21 protein-coding genes and 1 tRNA gene are annotated in these 18,503 nt (G+C 67.4%); 15 read left to right on the top strand and 7 right to left on the bottom strand.

Annotated features, from left to right (window positions below; translation table 11 throughout):
* Positions 1 to 42: 42 nt before the first annotated feature.
* From murI to AADH62_RS14265, 4 genes are all read left to right on the top strand, one after another.
* Positions 43 to 861, top strand: a complete 819-nt coding sequence (gene murI, locus AADH62_RS14280) for a glutamate racemase (protein ID WP_341580093.1) — start codon at positions 43 to 45, stop codon at positions 859 to 861.
* A gap of 59 nt (positions 862 to 920) precedes the next feature.
* Positions 921 to 1,676, top strand: coding sequence for a ribonuclease PH (gene rph / locus AADH62_RS14275; protein WP_341580092.1), 756 nt, complete (start codon positions 921 to 923; stop codon positions 1,674 to 1,676).
* A 4-nt stretch (positions 1,677 to 1,680) separates the two neighbouring features.
* Positions 1,681 to 2,298, top strand: coding sequence for a non-canonical purine NTP pyrophosphatase (locus AADH62_RS14270; RefSeq protein ID WP_341580091.1), 618 nt, complete (start codon positions 1,681 to 1,683; stop codon positions 2,296 to 2,298).
* Positions 2,299 to 2,385: 87 nt separating this feature from the next.
* Entirely contained in the window at positions 2,386 to 3,300 is a 915-nt protein-coding gene (locus AADH62_RS14265) for a cation diffusion facilitator family transporter (RefSeq protein ID WP_341580090.1), read from the top strand.
* On the opposite strand, the gene AADH62_RS14260 is transcribed toward AADH62_RS14265, so the two are convergent.
* On the bottom strand, positions 3,297 to 5,720 hold the full coding sequence (locus tag AADH62_RS14260; RefSeq protein WP_341580089.1) for an ATP-dependent DNA ligase: 2,424 nt from the start codon (positions 5,718 to 5,720) through the stop codon (positions 3,297 to 3,299). The two genes, AADH62_RS14265 and AADH62_RS14260, sit on opposite strands and share 4 nt — an antisense overlap.
* Before the next feature lie 76 nt (positions 5,721 to 5,796).
* Here AADH62_RS14260 and AADH62_RS14255 point away from each other — a divergent pair, with 76 nt between their 5' ends.
* Positions 5,797 to 6,603 (top strand): Ku protein, encoded by an 807-nt coding sequence (locus AADH62_RS14255; RefSeq protein ID WP_341580088.1) that lies wholly within the window; start codon positions 5,797 to 5,799, stop codon positions 6,601 to 6,603.
* A gap of 57 nt (positions 6,604 to 6,660) precedes the next feature.
* On the opposite strand, the gene AADH62_RS14250 is transcribed toward AADH62_RS14255, so the two are convergent.
* Positions 6,661 to 7,581 carry a hypothetical protein gene (locus AADH62_RS14250; protein WP_341580087.1) on the bottom strand — a complete coding sequence of 307 codons (921 nt, stop codon included), beginning with the start codon at positions 7,579 to 7,581 and terminating at the stop codon, positions 6,661 to 6,663.
* Complete coding sequence (locus AADH62_RS14245) at positions 7,582 to 7,881, bottom strand: hypothetical protein (protein WP_341580086.1); 300 nt, start codon at positions 7,879 to 7,881, stop codon at positions 7,582 to 7,584.
* A gap of 113 nt (positions 7,882 to 7,994) precedes the next feature.
* Here AADH62_RS14245 and AADH62_RS14240 point away from each other — a divergent pair, with 113 nt between their 5' ends.
* Positions 7,995 to 8,816, top strand: a complete 822-nt coding sequence (locus AADH62_RS14240; RefSeq protein ID WP_341580084.1) for a lytic transglycosylase domain-containing protein — start codon at positions 7,995 to 7,997, stop codon at positions 8,814 to 8,816.
* Between the two features lie 9 nt (positions 8,817 to 8,825).
* Here AADH62_RS14240 and AADH62_RS14235 read toward each other — a convergent pair whose 3' ends face one another.
* From AADH62_RS14235 to AADH62_RS14225, 3 genes are all read right to left on the bottom strand, one after another.
* Complete coding sequence (locus AADH62_RS14235) at positions 8,826 to 9,572, bottom strand: DedA family protein (RefSeq protein ID WP_341580114.1); 747 nt, start codon at positions 9,570 to 9,572, stop codon at positions 8,826 to 8,828.
* A gap of 49 nt (positions 9,573 to 9,621) precedes the next feature.
* A tRNA-Leu gene (locus AADH62_RS14230) sits at positions 9,622 to 9,703 on the bottom strand.
* A 49-nt stretch (positions 9,704 to 9,752) separates the two neighbouring features.
* Complete coding sequence (locus AADH62_RS14225) at positions 9,753 to 9,953, bottom strand: PLDc N-terminal domain-containing protein (protein WP_341580083.1); 201 nt, start codon at positions 9,951 to 9,953, stop codon at positions 9,753 to 9,755.
* Positions 9,954 to 10,143: 190 nt separating this feature from the next.
* Here AADH62_RS14225 and AADH62_RS14220 point away from each other — a divergent pair, with 190 nt between their 5' ends.
* From AADH62_RS14220 to AADH62_RS14185, 8 genes are all read left to right on the top strand, one after another.
* Positions 10,144 to 12,018, top strand: coding sequence for a heavy metal translocating P-type ATPase (locus tag AADH62_RS14220; RefSeq protein ID WP_341580082.1), 1,875 nt, complete (start codon positions 10,144 to 10,146; stop codon positions 12,016 to 12,018).
* Between the two features lie 66 nt (positions 12,019 to 12,084).
* Complete coding sequence (locus AADH62_RS14215; RefSeq protein WP_341580081.1) at positions 12,085 to 13,260, top strand: CpaF family protein; 1,176 nt, start codon at positions 12,085 to 12,087, stop codon at positions 13,258 to 13,260.
* Positions 13,257 to 14,117 (top strand): type II secretion system F family protein, encoded by an 861-nt coding sequence (locus tag AADH62_RS14210; RefSeq protein ID WP_341580079.1) that lies wholly within the window; start codon positions 13,257 to 13,259, stop codon positions 14,115 to 14,117. The genes AADH62_RS14215 and AADH62_RS14210 overlap by 4 nt, the downstream gene beginning before the upstream one ends.
* Positions 14,114 to 14,986 carry a type II secretion system F family protein gene (locus AADH62_RS14205; RefSeq protein ID WP_341580078.1) on the top strand — a complete coding sequence of 291 codons (873 nt, stop codon included), beginning with the start codon at positions 14,114 to 14,116 and terminating at the stop codon, positions 14,984 to 14,986. The genes AADH62_RS14210 and AADH62_RS14205 overlap by 4 nt, the downstream gene beginning before the upstream one ends.
* A gap of 37 nt (positions 14,987 to 15,023) precedes the next feature.
* Positions 15,024 to 15,254, top strand: a complete 231-nt coding sequence (locus AADH62_RS14200; RefSeq protein ID WP_292708614.1) for a hypothetical protein — start codon at positions 15,024 to 15,026, stop codon at positions 15,252 to 15,254.
* A gap of 11 nt (positions 15,255 to 15,265) precedes the next feature.
* The gene (locus tag AADH62_RS14195) at positions 15,266 to 15,664 is read left to right on the top strand and encodes a TadE/TadG family type IV pilus assembly protein (RefSeq protein WP_341580077.1); all 399 of its coding nucleotides are present in this window, start codon (positions 15,266 to 15,268) and stop codon (positions 15,662 to 15,664) included.
* A complete protein-coding gene (locus AADH62_RS14190) occupies positions 15,636 to 16,127 on the top strand; it encodes a TadE family protein (protein WP_341580076.1) in 492 nt (163 codons plus the stop codon). The genes AADH62_RS14195 and AADH62_RS14190 overlap by 29 nt, the downstream gene beginning before the upstream one ends.
* Positions 16,124 to 16,570 (top strand): pilus assembly protein TadG-related protein, encoded by a 447-nt coding sequence (locus AADH62_RS14185; protein ID WP_341580075.1) that lies wholly within the window; start codon positions 16,124 to 16,126, stop codon positions 16,568 to 16,570. The genes AADH62_RS14190 and AADH62_RS14185 overlap by 4 nt, the downstream gene beginning before the upstream one ends.
* Positions 16,571 to 16,600: 30 nt before the next feature.
* Here the strand turns inward: AADH62_RS14185 and AADH62_RS14180 are convergent, their stop codons facing one another.
* On the bottom strand, positions 16,601 to 16,888 hold the full coding sequence (locus AADH62_RS14180) for a hypothetical protein (RefSeq protein ID WP_341580073.1): 288 nt from the start codon (positions 16,886 to 16,888) through the stop codon (positions 16,601 to 16,603).
* 697 nt (positions 16,889 to 17,585) lie between these two features.
* Here AADH62_RS14180 and AADH62_RS14175 point away from each other — a divergent pair.
* On the top strand, positions 17,586 to 18,158 hold the full coding sequence (locus tag AADH62_RS14175; protein ID WP_341580072.1) for a hypothetical protein: 573 nt from the start codon (positions 17,586 to 17,588) through the stop codon (positions 18,156 to 18,158).
* The last annotated feature ends 345 nt before the right edge of the window (positions 18,159 to 18,503 follow it).

The following is an 18,503-nucleotide window of genomic DNA, read 5'->3' as shown; positions in this document are numbered from 1 at the left end:
AGCGACGGGTGAGAGACGAGCGCTGGCGTAGGCTGGTGCACCGTGAACAACGCGCCGATCGGGATCTTCGACTCCGGTGTCGGCGGGCTCACCGTCGCGCGGGCCATCTCGGACCAGCTGCCTCGCGAGTCGCTGCTCTACATCGGCGATACCGCCCACTCGCCCTATGGGCCCAAGCCCATCGCCGATGTGCGCCGCTACTCGCTCGAGGTGCTCGACACGCTCGTCGCGCAGGGCGTGAAGATGCTCGTGATCGCCTGCAACACGGCATCCGCCGCGGTGCTGCGCGATGCCCGCGAACGCTACGACGTCCCCGTCGTCGAGGTGATCGGGCCGGCAGTCCGGACGGCGATGTCGACGACCCGGTCAGGGCGGATCGGCGTCATCGGCACCAGCGGCACGATCGGCTCGCGCGCCTACCAAGACATGCTCGAGGTGAACGACCGCCTCACGGTGTTCGCGCAGGCGTGCCCGCGCTTCGTCGAGTTCGTGGAGGCAGGCGAGACCGACACCGCCGAGGTGCTCGCCGTGGCCGAAGAGTACCTCGCGCCGCTGCGGCATTCCGCCGTCGACACCCTCGTCCTCGGTTGCACGCACTACCCGTTCCTCAAGGGCGCGATCAGCTACGTCATGGGGCCGGATGTCTCGCTCGTTTCCAGCGACACCGAGACGGCGAACGACGTGTACCGGCAGCTCGTGAGCCGGGATCTGCTGGCGGGAACGGATGCCACGGCGACCCACACCTACGAGGCCACCGGCGACTCCGCTGACGAGTTCGTGAGACTTGCCCACCGGCTCATGGGCCGCGAGGTGCGAGACGTTCGCCTCGTGCAGACCGGAGCCATCGACCTGCGGCACTGACCTGCCGCACTGACCGACGCTCCGCCGAGGCGGAGCATCCGACCCGAAAGAGAACCCGCATGAGCGAGATCACCCGCACCGATGGCCGCGCCGTCGACCAGTTGCGCCCCATCACGATCGAACGAGGCTGGTCGGCCCAGGCAGAAGGATCAGCGCTGATCAGCTTCGGCGGAACCCGCGTGCTGTGCACGGCATCCTTCACCAACGGTGTTCCCCGGTGGCTGACCGGCAAAGGTAAGGGCTGGGTGACCGCCGAGTACGCGATGCTGCCTCGCGCCACGAACGACCGCAACGACCGCGAAAGCGTCAAGGGCAAGATCGGCGGGCGCACACACGAGATCTCCCGCCTCATCGGCCGGGCGCTGCGGGCCGTCGTCGACACGAAGGCACTCGGCGAGAACACGATCGTGATCGACTGCGACGTGCTGCAGGCCGACGGCGGAACCCGCACCGCGGCGATCACGGGAGCCTACGTGGCGCTCGCCGATGCGATCGAGTGGGGGCGGCGCAAGAAGTTCATCGGCCAGAAGTCGCAGGTGCTGCTGGACTCGGTGGCCGCTGTCTCGGTCGGCATCATCGACGGTGAGCCGATGCTCGACCTCGCCTACGTCGAGGACGTCCGTGCCGAAACCGACATGAATGTTGTCGTGACGGGGCGCGGGTTGTTCGTCGAGGTGCAGGGCACCGCCGAAGGCGCGCCCTTCGACAAGCGCGAGCTGGATGCCCTCCTCGAACTAGGGCTCTCCGGCTGCGCGAGCCTGCGCGACATCCAGACCGAAACGCTCAACGCTGACTCCGACCGCACGGGTGAGTGACCGGATGCCGCAGCAGATCGTTCTGGCAACCCACAATCCCCACAAGGTCGCCGAGTTCGGCAGGATCGTCGCGGCGACTCGACCCGACCTCCATGTCATCGGCTACGACGGACCCGAGCCCGTCGAGGACGGCGTCAACTTCGCCGAGAATGCCCTGATCAAGGCGCGGGCAGCTGCCCGTCACACGGGCCTCGCGGCGCTCGCGGATGACTCCGGCATCGCTGTCAGCGTGATGGGCGGGGCGCCGGGAATCTTCTCCGCGTACTGGGCGGGACACAAGAAGGATGCCGTCGCGAACATGCATCTGCTGCTGGACCAGCTGTCCGACATCGCGGACCCGCACCGGAAGGCATCCTTTGTGTCGACCATTGCGCTGGTGGTCCCTGAACCGGGGTCGACGGCCTTCGCCATGGAGCACGTGGTCGAGGGGCGGTGGCACGGGCGCCTTGCCACCGAGCCGCGCGGCGATGGTGGATTCGGGTACGACCCGATCTTCATCCCCGACGGCCAGGAACCGGGCGCCGAGCGGACTGTCGGGCAGTGGAGCCCCGAGGAGAAGACCGCAGCGTCGCACCGGGCCCAAGCGTTCATCGCCCTCGCGCCCCTGTTGTCGGCACTCTGACAGCCGCTACGGAAGCGAGAATCAGACTCGTTCCCGATTGCGCGTAAAGCCCTGCCGCGGCCTGCTCTCGCCCCTACGCTGGGTGGCGTGCACGATCACGCTCCCGGCATCCGTGGCGCGAGCAACCGTCGGCTCCTGACGGCATCGCTCACCATCACCTCGGTCGTTCTCGTCGTCCAGGTGGTCGGCGCGATCCTCAGCGGCTCGCTTGCCTTGCTCGCCGACTCGGTCCACATGCTGACCGATACTGCGGCTCTCGTGATAGCGCTCATTGCGAGCATCGTCGCGGCCCGGCCGGCTACCGACCGCCAGACGTACGGCTACCAGCGCGCCGAGGTGTTCGGGGCCCTGATCAATGCCGTCCTGCTGATCGGTCTGTCGGTGTGGATCGTTGTCGAGGCGATCCAGCGCCTGCTCGATCCGGGAGAGGCCGAGGTGCGAGGCGGCATCATGCTGATCGTCGCGATCATCGGACTTCTCGCCAACGCCGCAGCGATGTGGCTGCTCTCTGCCGCGCAGCGCACGAGCATCAATGTCCGCGGCGCGTACCTCGAGGTGCTCGGCGACCTGCTGGGCTCGGCTCTGGTCATCGTCGCCGCGATCATTGTGATGGTGACCGGCTGGCAGGCAGCGGATGCCGTCGCGTCACTCCTGATCGCCGCACTGATCGTCCCGCGCGCGGTCGGGCTGCTGCGCGAGGTCTTCCACGTCCTGTCGGAATCGGCGCCGAAAGGCACCCACGTCGCCGATATCCGCGAGCACATCCTCTCGGCTGAGGACGTCGTCGCCGTGCACGACATCCACGTGTGGCAGCTGACCCGCGGAGCTCCCGTCTTCACCGCTCACGTCGTCATCGACCCGGATGCCATCGCCGCGGGGCGATCGGGCGAGATCCTGTCGCGCCTGCAGACCTGCCTTGCCTCACACTTCGACGTCGCGCACTCGACCTTTCAGCTCGAGCCCGCGGGCCACGTCGATTCGGGCGACGCGACGCACGCCTAGGGGCTGTCCTCGCGCACGACGGTGTCGGGGGAGCGGTCGGGGCGCAGCCCGCGCCAGCGAGCGTGGCGCAGGATGCCGCCGGGGGTGAACTCGGCGAACTCGACCTCGCCGACAAGGTCGGGCCTGACCCAGATCGCATCGCGTGCGTCGGCCACCGGCACGCCGACGAACGGGTTCTCGTCGGTCCCGAGAGGGGCGAGCAGGCGCCCGAGAGTCGCAAGCGCGGCATCCGAGAAGCCCGTACCGACGCGACCCGCGTACCGCAATCCGTCCGGGCTCGGGATGCCGACCAGGAGCGATCCGATCGCTCCCGACCTGCCACCCTGACCGGGCCAGATGCCGCCGATGACGACATCCTGGGTGCGGGTGAGCTTGATCTTGAGCCAATCGGGCGAGCGCTCGCCGGGTCGGTAGCGGGACCCAGGGTTCTTGACGACCAGCCCCTCGAGATCGGCCTCGCGTGCCGCGTCGAGCGTTGCATCCAGATCGTCGAAGACCGGTGGGACGGTGACACGTTCGCTCGCGCCGTCGGCAAGACGCTCCAACAGTGCACGGCGATCGCGCAGTGGCAATGCCGTCGCATCCTGCCCGTCGATCTGGAGCAGGTCGAACAGGTAGTACCTCACTGGCGTGCGCGCGGCTTCGCGCATGATCTCTGTCGGGTTCGCAAGGTTCATCCGCTGCTGCAGCAGGGGAAAGCTCGGTCTGCCCTTCTCGTCCAGCGCGACGATCTCGCCGTCGACCACGCACGGTGCCTCGCCCAGCGCAGCATCCTGTAGGTCGGGATAGGTCGCTGTCAGGTCGTTGCCGCTGCGGGCGCGCAGGGTGAGGGTTCTCCCGTCCCAGGTCCCCACCGCACGGATGCCGTCCCACTTCATTTCCACCCAGGGATCGCCGCCCCAGCGGGCGATCGCCCCTGCGGCAAGCCCCGGCGTCGACAGGGTTGCCAGCATCGGGGCGACGCCGCCGGCAGGCGCGCGGGACTCACGCTTGGGGGACTCGCGTGGTTCGGGAATCGCGCGTGTAGCGGGCTTCTTCGCAGTCAGCGCGTCCTTCATCCGGTGGAGGAGCCACTGCGACTTCTCGCCCTCGCCAGCGGTTCGGATGAGCGCGAACCGAACGCCATCCATCGCGCCACCCGGGGTGCCGTGGGTGCGGATGATGACTTCATCGGCGCGCCATTTCTCGGTCTCGTAGGTGCCCGTGTCCCACACCGTCATGGTTCCGGCGCCGTACTCGCCCTTCGGGATCGTGCCGTGAAACGTCAGGTACTCGATCGGGTGATCCTCGGTCATCACGGCGAGGTTGTTTCGGTCGGGCGTCTCGGGGATACCGCGCGGGACCGCCCAGCTGACCAGGACACCGTCCCGCTCCAGTCGCAGGTCGAAATGCAGACGCGACGCGTGATGTTCCTGCACCACAAAGCGCGGCGGATCACCGGCGCCGCGCGCGGTCGGCCGGGCTCCGGCATCCGGAACCGGCTCCGGGGTTCGCGCCGCATCCCGCTTCTCGCGGTAGCGGTCCAAAGCAGCGGCCGTCGACGCACCGAAGAACGGGGCGATCCCCGCCGCCGCGCGCTCGAGGACCTCCGAGAACAGCAGCTGGCGCAGATCCGGCTCGGACAGTTCGTCCCACGTGCGGGGAGCTGCCACCGTCGGATGCTCACGCCCTCGAAGCGAGTACGGGCTGATCGTGGTCTTCTTGCCGTTGTTCTGACTCCAGTCCAAGAAGACCTTTCCCGCACGCACCGCCTTGGACATGGAGCTGACGACCAGATCCGGATGGTCAGCCTCGAGCGCGCGAGCCAATTCCCGCGCCAGATTCGAGGCGCCGTCGCTCGTGAGGGTTCCAGGAAGCGGTGCATACAGATGGATGCCTTTGCTGCCGCTGGTGACAGGGATGCTCTCCAGAGACATCCCGTGCAGGATCTCCCGCACGAGCCGGGCGACCTCGGCGCACTCGGCGAGTCCGACACCCGGTCCCGGATCGAGGTCCAAGACCAGCCGGTCCGGGTTCGCGGGGGATCCATCCGACGCGAAACGCCATTGGGGCACGTGGAGTTCGAGGCTCGCGACCTGCCCAAGCCACACGAGCGCCGCCTGCGAACCGATGAGCGGGTAGGTCTTCGTGCCCGAGGAGTGCTCGATCGGCATCCGGGGGAGCCACTCGGGCGCGCCGCGCTCGAGATCCTTTGTGAAAAACGACATGCCCGGATGCTCCGCGTCGCCCACACCGTCGGGCCAGCGCTTTCTGGTCACGGGGCGACCCGCCAGCAGCGGCAGGATGACGGCGGCAATGCGGCTGTAGTAGTCGATGACCTCACCCTTGGTGGTGCCGGTTGCCGGATACAGCACCTTGTCGAGATTGGTGAGGCGCAACCGGTGCCCCTGCACCTGCACAGTCTGCTCCCGACCCGCCATGGGCCCAGGCTAGCCCGCGGTGCCTAAGACGGGTCAGATGCTGGCACTGGGCGCCGCGAACGTGTGTACTGGGGTGATGAGGTCGATCTGGAAGGGCGCGTTAACGTTCGGACTGGTCAACGTTCCGGTGAAGGTCTATGCCGCCACCGAGGACCACGACGTGTCGCTGCATCAGGTCCATGCCGCCGACGGGGGCCGCATCCGCTATCAGCGCGTCTGCGAGCTCGACGGCGAGGTTGTGCCCTACAGCGAGATCGACCGTGCCTACGACGACGGCGAGAAGACCGTCATCCTGACGAAAGAGGACTTCGCGGCGCTTCCCTCCGAACGCAGTCGCGAAATCGAGGTCGTCGAGTTCGTCCCGAGCGAGCAGGTCGACGTTATGACGCTCGACAAGGCGTACTACCTCGAACCAGACTCGAAGTCCCCCAAGGCCTACGTGCTGCTGCGCAAGACGCTGGAGCAGACCGACCGCACCGCGATCGTGCGGTTCTCGCTGCGGCAGAAGACACGGCTGGCGGCGCTCCGGGTGCGCGGCGACGTGCTCGTGCTGCAAACCCTGTTGTGGGCAGACGAGGTGCGCGAGGCCGCGTTCCCCGCGCTCAGTGAGTCGGTGAGGATCTCTGACAAAGAGCTCGAGCTGTCGGCATCCCTCGTCGAGAGCTTCTCGGGCGATTTCGACCCCGCCGACTTCGTCGACGAGTATCAGCAGGAATTGCGGACCCTCATCGAAGCCAAGCTCGAGAAAGGGGACGCACTCGATACGTCCGAGACGTTCGGCGAGAAGACCGAAGAGCAGGGCGGCGAAGTCATCGACCTCATGGAGGCGCTACGCGCCAGCGTCGAACGCTCGCGCGCCGCACGCGAGAAAAAGTCCGGCTAAGCGGAGACCGCGCCCACCCCGTTCGTTGAGCGAGCGGAGCGAGACGAAACGTGCTGTTCAGGACGAACCGGGAAAGGCCGCGGCGAACAGCGCGTTCGCGTCGGCAGTGAGCGCCTCGGTCTGCGCGCGCAGCTCGGCCGCCGAAGCTTCCTGCGCGGCGATGGCAGGTTCCCGTGCGGCGAGGTCAGCTGCCAAGCCGTCGAGTTCGTCGGCGCGATAGCGCAGGTACTCTTCCCACGACGTCTGACGGCGCTCGCCCGCGAAGGTCGTGAACGTCACGACGTACGACCCGCGCTCGGCCTCCGGTGTCGCCTCGAACTGGGCGAGATCGCTGGTGTACCGGACCAGAGCCTGGTCGTACCAGCTCTGGTCGGCGTTCCACTGCGCGCGTGCCTGCCCGGCCGCAGTTTCTACCTCGGCAACCCGAGACCACGCGGCATCGACGTCGGCCCGCACGCCGTCGAGCACGGCGATCGACGCCGCGTGCACCGCGACGAGGGCTGAGCGGTCGGCAAAGGTCTCGGCATAGAGCGCCTCAAGCTCAGGAGTGAATCCGCCGTCGAGCTCCACCTGTGAGCCGAGGTAGGCGAAGAGCTCGTTACCGCGACGTGATTCGTCTGCGCCCACCGACGCCTCGATCTGGGCGAGCACCGGATCGCCTTCGGGGATTCTGGCCGCTTCGGCGGCGACGAGCGCATCGACCTCGCGCTGCTGATCCGGGTTCATGCGGCCGTAGACCGCGTGGAGCAGTTCGTGCGCGGCGAATGTGACCGTGAATCCCGTCAGGCGCTCGTCGTCTGGCTCGAAGAGGTACATGCGATCTGTGCTCGGGCGGTAGCAGCCGAGGGTCACGGCGCCGCCTTCGTCCTCGCCGCTCACCGATGGCGAGGGGGACGGATCGGGTTCACCGCCGTGACCTCGTTCGCACAGCGTCAGGATCTCGTCGCCGACCAGCTCTGGTTCGGTGCGGTAGAACACCTAACGTCCCGATTCCGTCAGCGACATCTGATCGGCGAGTGCCGCGACCGCGGTTGACGGTTCGGGCACAGGGCCCCAATCACCGGGCAGATCGAGCGTCTGTGCAACCCACCCCTGGGCGGGCAGCAGCCAGCTACGCACAGGTTCCGGCAATGACTGAGCGAACATCACACTCGCGCCGAGCGCAATCGCAATGACGAGCGCGCCAAGCGCAACCCACCACGCGGTGGCGCTGCGCCGCCGCGTCGGCGTCAACGGGTGGTCGTCGCCCGCCGCATCCGGTTCGTCAAAGAGGGTCATCGGGTCTCCGTAGGTGTGCGCTACGAACAGTAGCGGGCCGAGGATGGAGATCGCTGATGCCGATGGTGTAGGCATCCGTTCGTCTCGCATCGTTATCATCTGGGCGACTCGACATGACTGAACCGATGAAGCACTCACCCGACCCGCCAGTGCGCTCCGGCATCGGTGGCACCCTCGGCCTGCTCGCAGCGATTCTCGTGATTGCAGGGACGCTCGTCTGGGTGTTGTTGAACGTCTCTGCTGTGGTGTCAGCTCCCGCGGGGGAGCGCGCGCCGGAGGCGCCGCCTGCCGTGGCGCCGGAACCGCCCATCGCGGACGCGGATGCTGCGGAAGAAGCGGTGCACGATGCAACGACCTCGAGCCCAGCGTCCTCGAGCCCCGTACCCGATCCGGCCTGGGTGGCGCGGGTAGCCGCCGCTACCGGCATCCCGGAGCGGGCCATGACCGCGTACGCGTCAGCAGCACTGGCGATCTCCACGATGCAACCCGGCTGCGGACTGGGGTGGAACACGATCGCCGCGATCGGATCGGTGGAGTCAGACCACGGGCGCCACGGGGGAGCGGTGCTGGGCACAGACGGATTCCCCGAGCCCGCCATTCGGGGTGCCGCGCTCGACGGGAACGGGGTTCAGGCGATCCCCGACACCGATGGCGGGAGGTGGGATGCCGACACGGTGTGGGATCGGGCGGTGGGACCCATGCAGTTCATTCCCTCGACGTGGTTGCGCTGGGGCTCAGACGGCAACGGCGACGGTGACTCCAATCCGAACCAGATCGACGACGCAGCGCTCGCCGCGGGTCGCTACCTGTGCGCCTCCGGGGCGGTTGCAGTCGCAGAGGCTTGGCGGGCTGCGGTGTTCAGCTACAACAACCTGGACAGCTACGTCGATGACGTGGCGCGTCGTGCTAACGACTACGCGACGCGCGCCGGTTGAGGACGACCCTTACTGAGAGTCCTCGGGGCGGTGCTCGAACACGTCGGGTTCCAGAGCCAGGTCGCGTGCTTCGGCGGCATCGGTCTCGAGCGTCCCGCCCGACGCAGCCTCCTTCCGGGACTTCCACTTTTCACTGAAGTAGTGGTACGCGACGACGAGCGCCGTGCCGCCGACCGCGACCAGCAGGATGATGTCGATGTACTCGGTGACGAGGTCACGAACCCAGGGGATGTAGGCGATGAGGTAGCCGACCATGGTGAGACCGAAGCCCCACAGCAGGGCGCCGATCAGGTTGTAGAGCGTGTACCGGCGCCAGGGCATGTGCCCGACGCCCGCAGCGACGGGAGCGAAGGTGCGCACGATCGGAACGAAACGGGCGAGGATGACCGTGATCCCGCCGAAGCGTTCAAAGAACGCGTTGGTGCGCTCGACGTTGCGCTTGCTGAAGATCCCCGACTCCTTGCGTTCGAACACGGCAGGTCCGCCCTTGTGCCCGATGTAATAGCCGACCTCGCCACCGATGAAAGCGGCAAGTGCGATCAGTGAGCACACAACCCAGATGTTCACGCCGAAGACGTCGTTGGTGTGCGTCAGCAGCCCCGAGATGATCAGCAGAGTGTCGCCGGGGAAGAGGAACCCGATGAGCAGGCCCGTTTCGGCGAAGATGATCAGGCACACCACCAGCAGAGCCCACGGCCCTGCCGCGGAAATGATCGTCTCGGGGTCGAGCCAGGGGATGAGAGCCAGTGAGTGCACGAAGGTTCCGTCGGTGTCGGCGGTCAAGGGCGCGGCAGGATGCCTCGCGTGCGGAAGGTGGGACTTGAACCCACACGCCCGAAGGCACAGGAACCTAAATCCTGCGTGTCTGCCAATTTCACCACTCCCGCGGGTGCGATCAGTCTACTGGTGCAGGAGTTAGCGCTATGGCGTCCAGAATCAGCGCTTGGGAGCGAAGAAGAAATAGATGAGCGGACCAACCCCGCCGAGCAGGATCACGAAGGCCCAAAGCGGCTTCTTGCCGTTGAGCTTGTTCTCGGGGCGGAGATAGAGGTCCCAGAACGCGAGGCCCGCCCAGGCCGCGCGGATGACGCCCCCGACCAGTCCGCCGACGATTCCCGTGCCGGTCTTCCGTGCCACGTGGCTCGGTGTCTTTATCGTCATGTTCCCCGCCCTCCGGATGCCGCGTCCGCATGCTCTGGTGCCATTGTGCAACGCGGATGCCGGACAGCGACAGGGGCTTGCGGAGCAGGACGAGGTGCCCTGGCGTGTGCGGCTGCGCGTGCCTAGGCTCGGGGGCGCCGCCCCGGTTGCGGCGCGGGAGGTTCGAATGAGGTATCTGCGCTGGATCTGGGCGTACCCGCTGGTCACGGCTACCGCGCTGGTGCTCCTCGCCGTCGGGGTTCTTACGGCATCCGGCCTCTTTGATGGGGCGCGGTGGGTCGCGACGATCTGGGTCGCTGGGGTCATCGTCTGGACGCTCGTGGGCATGGTGCGCGACGTCCTGCGCGGGCATGTTGGGCTCGATGTTCTCGCCGTCACCGCGATGATCGCGACCCTCGCAGTCGGTGAGTATCTGGCGGCGCTCGTGATCGTCCTGATGCTCGCGGGCGGGGCGGCGCTTGAAGATATCGCCGGCCGGCGTGCGCGGCGCGATCTTCGTGCGCTGCTGGACAGATCGCCGCGGACGGCGCACATCGTGACCGGCGACGGGTCGGGGGCTGTCGAGATCGCGAAGGATGTCCCCGTCGATGACGTCGTCGTGGGAGACATCCTGCTGGTGCGGCCGGCCGAGATCGTGCCGGTGGATGCTGTGCTGCTGAGCGAGAGTGCGGAGTTCGACGAATCGTCGCTCACGGGCGAGAGCCTTCCCGTGCAACGCGACAAGGGAGACGAGGTTTACTCGGGAGCGGTGAACGGCTCTCGGGCGGTGCAGGTTCGCGCGACGCGACGCAGCGCCGACAGTCAGTATCAGCAGATCGTCGCGCTCGTGCATGCCGCCGAGAATTCCCGGGCGCCGGTGGTTCGCCTGGCCGACCGGTTCGCCGTACCGTTCACCGCGGTGTCTCTCGTGCTGGCGGGAACGGCGTGGGCGATATCGGGAGACCCGGTGCGTTTTGCTGAGGTGCTGGTGCTCGCGACCCCGTGTCCGCTCCTGATCGCCGCGCCGGTTGCGTTCTTGGCAGGTCTGTCACGTGCGGCGAAGGCCGGTGTGATCATCAAGAGCGGCGCGGTCATCGAGCAGCTCGCACGCGTTCGTTCGGCGGCCTTCGACAAGACGGGGACGCTGACGTGGGGCCGTCCCTCTCTCGTCGCCGTGCGGCCCGCGGACGGGTTCACCGCTGACGAGGTGTTGCAGTTCGCGGCCTCTGCGGAGCAGTACTCCACGCACGTGCTGGCAGAGAGCGTGCGCCGCGCCGCCCTCGACTGCGGGCTCGATCTGCTCCCTGCGTCTGACGCCTCGGAAGAGGCCACCAACGGCGTCAACGCATCGGTAGAGGGTCGGCCCGTCACCGTCGGCAAGCCCGCGTATGTCGCGGCGCTCACCGGAACGGCGCCACGCGAGACCCTGGATGCAGGCCAGGCCGCGGCCTACGTTGCGATCGATGGACGGTTCGCGGGAACGATCATCCTGGCCGACGACCCACGCCCCGATGCCGCGGGGGTCGTCGCGTGGCTCCGAGAGACCGGCGTGAGCCGGGTTGCGATGTTCACCGGCGATGTCGGCGCTACCGCGCAGTCGGTTGCGGCGGCGGTGGGGATCGATGAGGTTCACGCGGAGCTTCTTCCCGGCGACAAGGTCGAACTTGCCGCTGGTTTGCAACCGCGTCCGATGATGATGGTCGGTGACGGGGTGAATGATGCGCCGGTGCTCGCGGCATCCGATATCGGCGTCGCGATGGGCGCGCGCGGCGCGACGGCTGCGGGGGATGCGGCGGATGTCGTCATCCTGGTGGATGCTCTTGCCCCGGTTGCCGACGCCGTCGGGATCGCGCGCCACACCCTGCGCGTCGCGCTCACCGCCATCGGCGTGGGAATCGGGCTGAGCATTGCCCTGATGATCGTCGCCATGACGGGCGTCATCCCCGCCGTTGCGGGCGCCCTCATCCAGGAACTCGTCGACGTTGCGACGATCCTCTACGCGCTGCGGGCTTTGGGCGCGCCACGCGAGGTCGCGCGACGGACCGCGTCCTCGGCGAGGTGACGGCGCTAGCTGCCTCGTTGTGGATAACTCCCGCGGCGCAGCACGCGGCCTTGTCAGGATGCACGGGTGACCCTCACCTCGCCCGCCGACCCGACAGTTTCGGTCGTCGCGCGTGTGCGCGAGTCGCTGCGGGCGGCACAGATTGATCCGCAACGCGACCCCGATCGGGCGAGCCAGATCGCAAGGTCCGAAGTGCGTCGGCACAACGACTTCGCGCTGGCCCGCGGCGAGCGGACCCTCGACGACGAAGCGCACCACGTCCGCGACATCCTGGCCCAGCTCTCGGGATTCGGTCCGTTGCAGGCCTACCTCGACGACCCCGAGGTCGAGGAACTCTGGATCAACGCGCCCGACCGGATTTTCGTGGCGCGCGCTGGGGTCGCGTCCCGCGTCCCGCTCGCGCTGACCGACACGGCGGTACGAGACCTCGTCGAACGGATGCTGCACGCGACCGGCCGACGTGTCGACCTCAGCCAGCCCTTTGTCGATGCCTCGCTTCCCGACGGTAGTCGCTTGCACGTCGTCATCCCCGACATCACGCGGCGTCACTGGGTCGTGAACATCCGCAAGTTCCTTCCGCGCTACCGGTCGCTCGATGACCTCGTCGCGGCGGGCAGCGTCACGGCGGCGGATGCTGACCTGCTGGCGATCGCGATGCGCGAGGGGCGCAGCATCCTCGTCTCGGGTGCCACGCACGCCGGCAAGACGACGCTACTTGCGGCGCTCATTGCCGCGTGTGCGCCGTCGCAGCGCATTGTCACGGTGGAGGAGACGTTCGAACTCGCCGTAGAAGCCGCCGATCTGGTCGCGCTGCAAGGGCGTCAGCCGAGCCTCGAAGGGGGAGGGGAGGTGACGCTGCGCCGCCTCGTGAAAGAGGCGCTGCGGATGCGGCCAGATCGGCTGGTCATCGGCGAAGTTCGAGATGCCGAAGCTCTCGATCTCGTGCTGGCACTGAACACCGGCGTGCCCGGCGCCGCGACGATCCACGCCAACTCCGCATCCGACGCACTCCGCAAGCTCTGCTCCCTTCCGCTGCTGGCGGGCCGCAACATCGACAGCGGCTTCGTGGTGCCGGCGGTTGCGGCATCCGTCGATCTTGTCGTCCACTGCCAGCGGGACGCGACCGGTCGGCGACGCGTGACCGAGATCGTCGAGCCCACGGGAATCGAGGATGGCGTCATCCAGACCCGACCCGCGGCCCGACGGGAACGGCAACCATTGATGCGGAGCAGGGACCGATGATTCTGCTCGTCGGAGTGATGCTCGGCACAGGAGTGCTGCTCATCATGTCGCCGTGGCTGTGGCCGGCGGGACGCGGCACCGCATCAGCGGCGACACCCTCGGCGCTGACCCGGCTGATCGGCGAGGCAGGCTTTGCGGAGCGGGCGAGTTCTCGCAACGTTCTGGCCTCTTCTGCCCTTGTCGGCGTGATCGGTGCCGCACTCGCGTGGCTCATCTTTCCCACGCTGCCCCTGTGGCTTCTCGCGGGGCTGGTCGGCGCATACGCCCCGATCGCGTGGTTGCAGTCTCGGGCTCGGCGACGTGCCAAAGAGCGTCGAGGCCTCTGGCCCGACGTGTGCGACCTACTCGTATCGTCGGTTCGGGCCGGGATGTCGCTCGCTGACGCGGTCGCGAGCCTTGCTGTTTCAGGTCCTGAGCGGCTTCGACCCGACTTCGTCAGGTTTGCCCGTGATGTCGCGGCATCCGGGCATCTGGATGCCGCGCTCGCTGGCCTGAAGACTCGCCTGGCCGATCCGATCGCCGACCGGATCGTCGAAACCCTGCGCATGGCGCGTGAGGTCGGCGGCACCGAGCTCGTGCCAACCCTGCGCGCGCTCGGTGCGGCGGTTCGCGCTGATGCGACACTGCGCGCCGAGGTCGAGGCGCGGCAGTCGTGGATTCGGGCTGCGGCGGTTCTCGGCGCCGTCGCTCCGTGGGTGATTCTCGGGCTTCTCGCGCTTCGTCCCGAGGCCGCCGCCGCATACGCGTCACCGCAGGGTGTTGCGCTGATCCTCGGCGGCGCCGTCGTGACTGTTGTCGCGTTCCGGCTCATGCTCCGTGTGGGAAGGCTCGCTGAGCCGAGGCGGTGGTTCGCGTGAACCCGACGGATATTGCCCTCGCCGTGGTCTTCGGTGGCGCGCTCGCCGGCGGCCTTCTCCTCGTCTTCTCGGCGTCGCCACGCTGGCGCGCTCGGGGATTGACGGCGCGCCTTGCTCCCTACCTGCGCGATGTCACGGACGGGGACCCCGGCCGCGCGTTCAGCGCCATCACCGTACCCGTTCTCGGATCAGCTGCGCCGGCGTGGGAGGCCGCTGCCCAGCGGCTGTCGAGCATCCGTTCCTCGTGGCAGCGTTCGCGCGCACTTGTCTGGGCGCTGCTCGGAGCGGGCGCGGGAGCGGCGTTGGCTACAGCTGTTGCGCTGACGCAGGGTCCGCATCCAGGCCTACTGGCGCTGCCCCTGGTCGGTGCCACCGCTGCCGCGCTCGGCGAGCAGTCGGTGCGCCGCGCCGGCGAGCGTGCCCGGGCCCGGCGACTGCACGAAGAGCTCCCGGTCGTCCTGGAGTTCCTGGCACTCTGCCTGTCTGCGGGCGAGGGGCTGCTCGATGCGCTGCGGCGCGTCGGCAGTCGGGGGACCGGAGAGCTTGCGGCAGGCATCCGTGAGGTTGTCGTGGAGGTCGGCACGGGGTCGGCGTTGACGGATGCGCTGCTCGCGTTCGCTCGTCGAGAAGACACCCCGGCACTGTCGCGCGCGATCGATCAACTCGTCGCCGCCATCGACCGCGGCACACCACTCGCTGATGTGCTCCACGCTCACGCAGCCGATGCGCGCTCGGGGGAGCAGCGGGAACTCATTGAGCAGGCCGGTCGCAAAGAGATTGCGATGCTCGTGCCGCTGGTGTTCTTGATTTTGCCAGTGAGCGTGCTGTTCGCGATCTTCCCCGGCGTCGTGATGCTCGACCTCGGATGAGTGCCCACCTGCTGAGAAGACCGAACTGAAGGAGATGATGATGAGACGGATGCTGGACCGCCTGCGTGAAGCGATCGCGCCGCGTGCGGGAACCGATCTGGAGGACGCAGGCGTGGCAGCCGCGCTGCGTGAAGACCGCGGTGACGTACCCGGTTGGGTGCTGATAACGCTGATGACCGCGGGGCTGGTCGTGTTGATTTGGGCGCTCGCGGGTCCTGCGCTGTCGGGTTTGTTCGAACAGGCGATCTCCCGCGTATCGGGGTTCTGAGGCGGCTGGCTGTGAGTGATCGTGGCTTCTGGGATGACGATCGGGGCTCTGCGCCGGTCGAGTTCATCATGGTCGCCGCACTGCTCACGGCGCTCACACTCGGGGTGATTCAGCTCGGCGTCGCCACCTACGTCAGAAACGTCGTGCACGACGCGGCGGTCGAGGGGGCGTATTACGGCGCACTCGCCGACACTTCCACCGGCTCAGCCGTCGATCGCACGCGCGAGGTGATCACTCGCGCGATCGGCGCCGAGTACGGAACGGATGTCGGGACGCGGGAGGTCATGATCGATGGTCAGCCTGTGGTTGAGGTCACGGTGCGCACCGGCATCCCGCTGGTCGGTCTGTGGCCGAGCGGCCTGCAGACGGAGGTGACCGCCCATGCTCCGCTGGAGTCGTTCGATCGCTGACCGTTTGCGTTCACGACTGACTCGGATGCTGGAAGAAGAGCGCGGGTCTGCGTCGCTCGAGTTCCTCACCGTCGGACTCCTCATGCTTGTGCCGCTCATCTATGTCGTCGTCGCGCTCGGTCAGATTCAGCATCAGGCGCTCGGCGCCGAAGCCGCAGCCCGCCACGTCGCGCGGGCGATCTCGCTGTCGTCGGATGCGACATCGGCCAGTTCGAGCGCCTCCGAGGTGCTGTCGGCAGTGATGGCGGAGTATGACCTGGACGCCTCCGCCACGTCCCTATCGATCTCGTGTGTTCCGGCGTCGGTATCCTGCCCGACAGCGGGGGCGGCGGTGCGGGTTTCGGTTGCGACGCGCGTCTCGCTGCCGTTCGCGCCGCCGGTGCTGGGGCTCGATCAGATCGCGAGCGTCCCGGTCGAGGCCAGTGCGGTGCAGCGGATGTCCCGGTTCTGGAGCGGAGGATGAGGGCGGTACTGAGGCGGCTCCGCGATTCGGTGCCTGCCGCGGGTGACGAGGAGGGCAGCATCCTGCCGCTCGTCCTGGGGTACGCGATGCTCGCGCTCGTTCTCATCCTCGTGACTGTCGACGCGACAAGTCTGTACCTCGCGCAAAAACGGCTCGACAGCGTCGCCGACGCTGCTGCGCTCGCCGGCGCTGACGGGTTCACGCTCACGATCGCCGGTGGTGCGCCGCGGGCCGAGCTCTCGTCGGGCGACGTGTATGCGCAGGCGAGTGCGCTGCTGACGCAGTCGGATGCCGACGCGAGTCTGGTCTCGGCATCCACTCCCGATGGGGTGTCAGCGCGAGTAACGGTCGCGGGGCAGTGGCATCCGCCCGTCTTCAGCCTCTTCGTGCCCGACGGCGTCTCGCTCCAGGCCACCGCCACCAGCCGCAACGCCCTTCGGTAGCGGGCGGCGCCGAGGTCAGAACAGGCTGACTCAGTCCGTGTCGATCACCTCGATGACGATCCGGCCGTCGGCTCCGATGACTCCGGGCCCCTTGTCGGGAGTTGGCGCGGGCGCGGGGATGATCTGCTCCTGCTCCCACGCCAACCGTGCGTTCTGGGCTGACGGGTAGAAGAGCTCGTCCATTCCGAAGGTTCCTCCCGCGCCGGGCGACGACTGCAGTGCTCGGCCCTGCCGCCACGCGATTGCGCCGCCGATCGCGAAGCTCACTGGCGCGAGCGCGAGGGCAGCGATCGTGAGCCACCCGAACACATCCGGCATGTGCCGAGAGTACGTCGGTCGCGCGGCTAACCGATCCCGCTCAAGACGGATGTCGGAGGCAGCGCCCTGGCGTGTCTGCTGCACTTCTTCCGCTCATGATCAGGCGTGGGCATACTGGGGCCGTGGGCGGGTCGCAGAGCGAAGATCCCGCCGAGTGGGCTCTGCGAGTCGCCGGCGAGGCGGATATCGCGTCGATACGTGCATTCGGAGAAGCGCATATCAGGCATTGCTACGCTCCACTGATTTGCGCGGATGCTGCGGATCTTCAAGTGAGGAACTGATGTCGTGTGGCGCGCGGGGAAGCTGTGACCGGTTCGCTCCGCGCGGACGGTCTCAGTCAGCCCTGGTAGCCGATGAGCCAGCGGATGCCGTACCGGTCGCGGACTATGCCGTCGTAGTCGCCCCACGGGCGCTGCTGACGCCTGTGGGAGAACGACGAGATTGATGACCTCGATCAGGTGAGCGGCGACCTCATCGGCGGTCAGGTCGGCTGTGGGGTGGACCGCCAGAGCAATGAGCGTCCGTAACGAGCGCACCGCTTACTTGTGCACCGCCCAGAGTATGAGAGGTATCTCATACTCTGGGCGGCCCTCTTGACCCGAGCGAGTGACGCGCGTTTCGTGGGGACCTGCAGTCCAATTGCTCGGAAAGGAGACTTAGCATGATCAGAAGAGCTAGCAGACTTTCTACTACGCGGATGCGTTTGGTCGCCGCATTCGGGGCACTGACCGTCGCGTCAGCGCTTGGTCTTACGGCCGCTTCTCCAGCTTCTGCCGCCGAACCCACGCTGGACGAGCAGCTACAGACCGTCTCGGAGCTCACGGCGGCAGACTGGCGAATGTCCCATGAGGAACTGCAAGCCGCGGGTGTCCCTCACCGCATCGTTCAAATCGACGATGGTTCGTTCGTGCAGTACTCCTTCGATGAAGGCACGATCGCTCTGCCGGTGGTCGCGGAACCCGGGCAAGTGACTCCACAACTCGCGGTCGGAAGTGACGCTGATGGAACGTACATCTCGTTCAACAACACGGATCAGGTCGCGATACGCAATGGCACGGCTGCTGGCCTCGCTGCAGTCATCTGTGTCATCAGTGCAGGTGCCGCGTGCATCTTCGCGTCAGTGGCGGTCGCGGTCGCAGGTTCGTATCTCGGCAGCAACGGCGTCTGCCCAGGAAACGACGAACTCTGGATCTACTTTCAGGAGGGGGTAACAGGCCCCAACTACACTCAGGCGGTGTGCCGACCGGTTTCCTACCCCGGGGGAGGATGATCTAGATGGCTCGCAAGGTTCGTCGTCGCCTTGTCCGCGCGGCAGCGGTGACGTTCGTCCTCCTAGCGCTTGGAAGCGCTCCCGTATTCGCTTCGAATGGGCCCGCGGCGGGTCTAGCGGTTTTCGGCCTCAGCTCGATCTTCCCCGCTGCTTTACTGTTCGTCGCAGGCCTTGGCTTGCTAGGTGATTCGGGAGGTCAGTCTGGCGTCGATTCCGAGGACTCGAACCGAGCGTTCCGCCGATAAACCCGCGACCCCCCCTGTCTGGCGCCGACAGGGGGGTCGCTTCTTTGTCCTATTCATTCGGGGATAAGGCCGGGCTGACCCAGGAGGTCGTCACACATGA

This window comes from Microbacterium schleiferi, assembly GCF_038150145.1.
In the GTDB taxonomy this organism is placed as follows: Bacteria; Actinomycetota; Actinomycetes; order Actinomycetales; family Microbacteriaceae; genus Microbacterium; species Microbacterium schleiferi_B.
This window is presented reverse-complemented; position numbering and strand designations above follow the sequence as displayed.

Bases quoted from the DNA above. Each gene is read 5' to 3' on its own strand.
- rph (WP_341580092.1), top strand. From the start codon at position 921: ATGAGCGAGATCACCCGCACCGATGGCCGCGCCGTCGACCAGTTGCGC.
- AADH62_RS14270 (WP_341580091.1), top strand. From the start codon at position 1,681: ATGCCGCAGCAGATCGTTCTGGCAACCCACAATCCCCACAAGGTCGCC.
- AADH62_RS14260 (WP_341580089.1), bottom strand. From the start codon at position 5,720: ATGGCGGGTCGGGAGCAGACTGTGCAGGTGCAGGGGCACCGGTTGCGC.
- AADH62_RS14255 (WP_341580088.1), top strand. From the start codon at position 5,797: ATGAGGTCGATCTGGAAGGGCGCGTTAACGTTCGGACTGGTCAACGTT.
- AADH62_RS14245 (WP_341580086.1), bottom strand. From the start codon at position 7,881: ATGACCCTCTTTGACGAACCGGATGCGGCGGGCGACGACCACCCGTTG.
- AADH62_RS14240 (WP_341580084.1), top strand. From the start codon at position 7,995: ATGACTGAACCGATGAAGCACTCACCCGACCCGCCAGTGCGCTCCGGC.
- AADH62_RS14220 (WP_341580082.1), top strand. From the start codon at position 10,144: ATGAGGTATCTGCGCTGGATCTGGGCGTACCCGCTGGTCACGGCTACC.
- AADH62_RS14210 (WP_341580079.1), top strand. From the start codon at position 13,257: ATGATTCTGCTCGTCGGAGTGATGCTCGGCACAGGAGTGCTGCTCATC.
- AADH62_RS14200 (WP_292708614.1), top strand. From the start codon at position 15,024: ATGATGAGACGGATGCTGGACCGCCTGCGTGAAGCGATCGCGCCGCGT.
- AADH62_RS14190 (WP_341580076.1), top strand. From the start codon at position 15,636: ATGCTCCGCTGGAGTCGTTCGATCGCTGACCGTTTGCGTTCACGACTG.
- AADH62_RS14185 (WP_341580075.1), top strand. From the start codon at position 16,124: ATGAGGGCGGTACTGAGGCGGCTCCGCGATTCGGTGCCTGCCGCGGGT.
- AADH62_RS14180 (WP_341580073.1), bottom strand. From the start codon at position 16,888: ATGCCGGATGTGTTCGGGTGGCTCACGATCGCTGCCCTCGCGCTCGCG.
- AADH62_RS14175 (WP_341580072.1), top strand. From the start codon at position 17,586: ATGCGTTTGGTCGCCGCATTCGGGGCACTGACCGTCGCGTCAGCGCTT.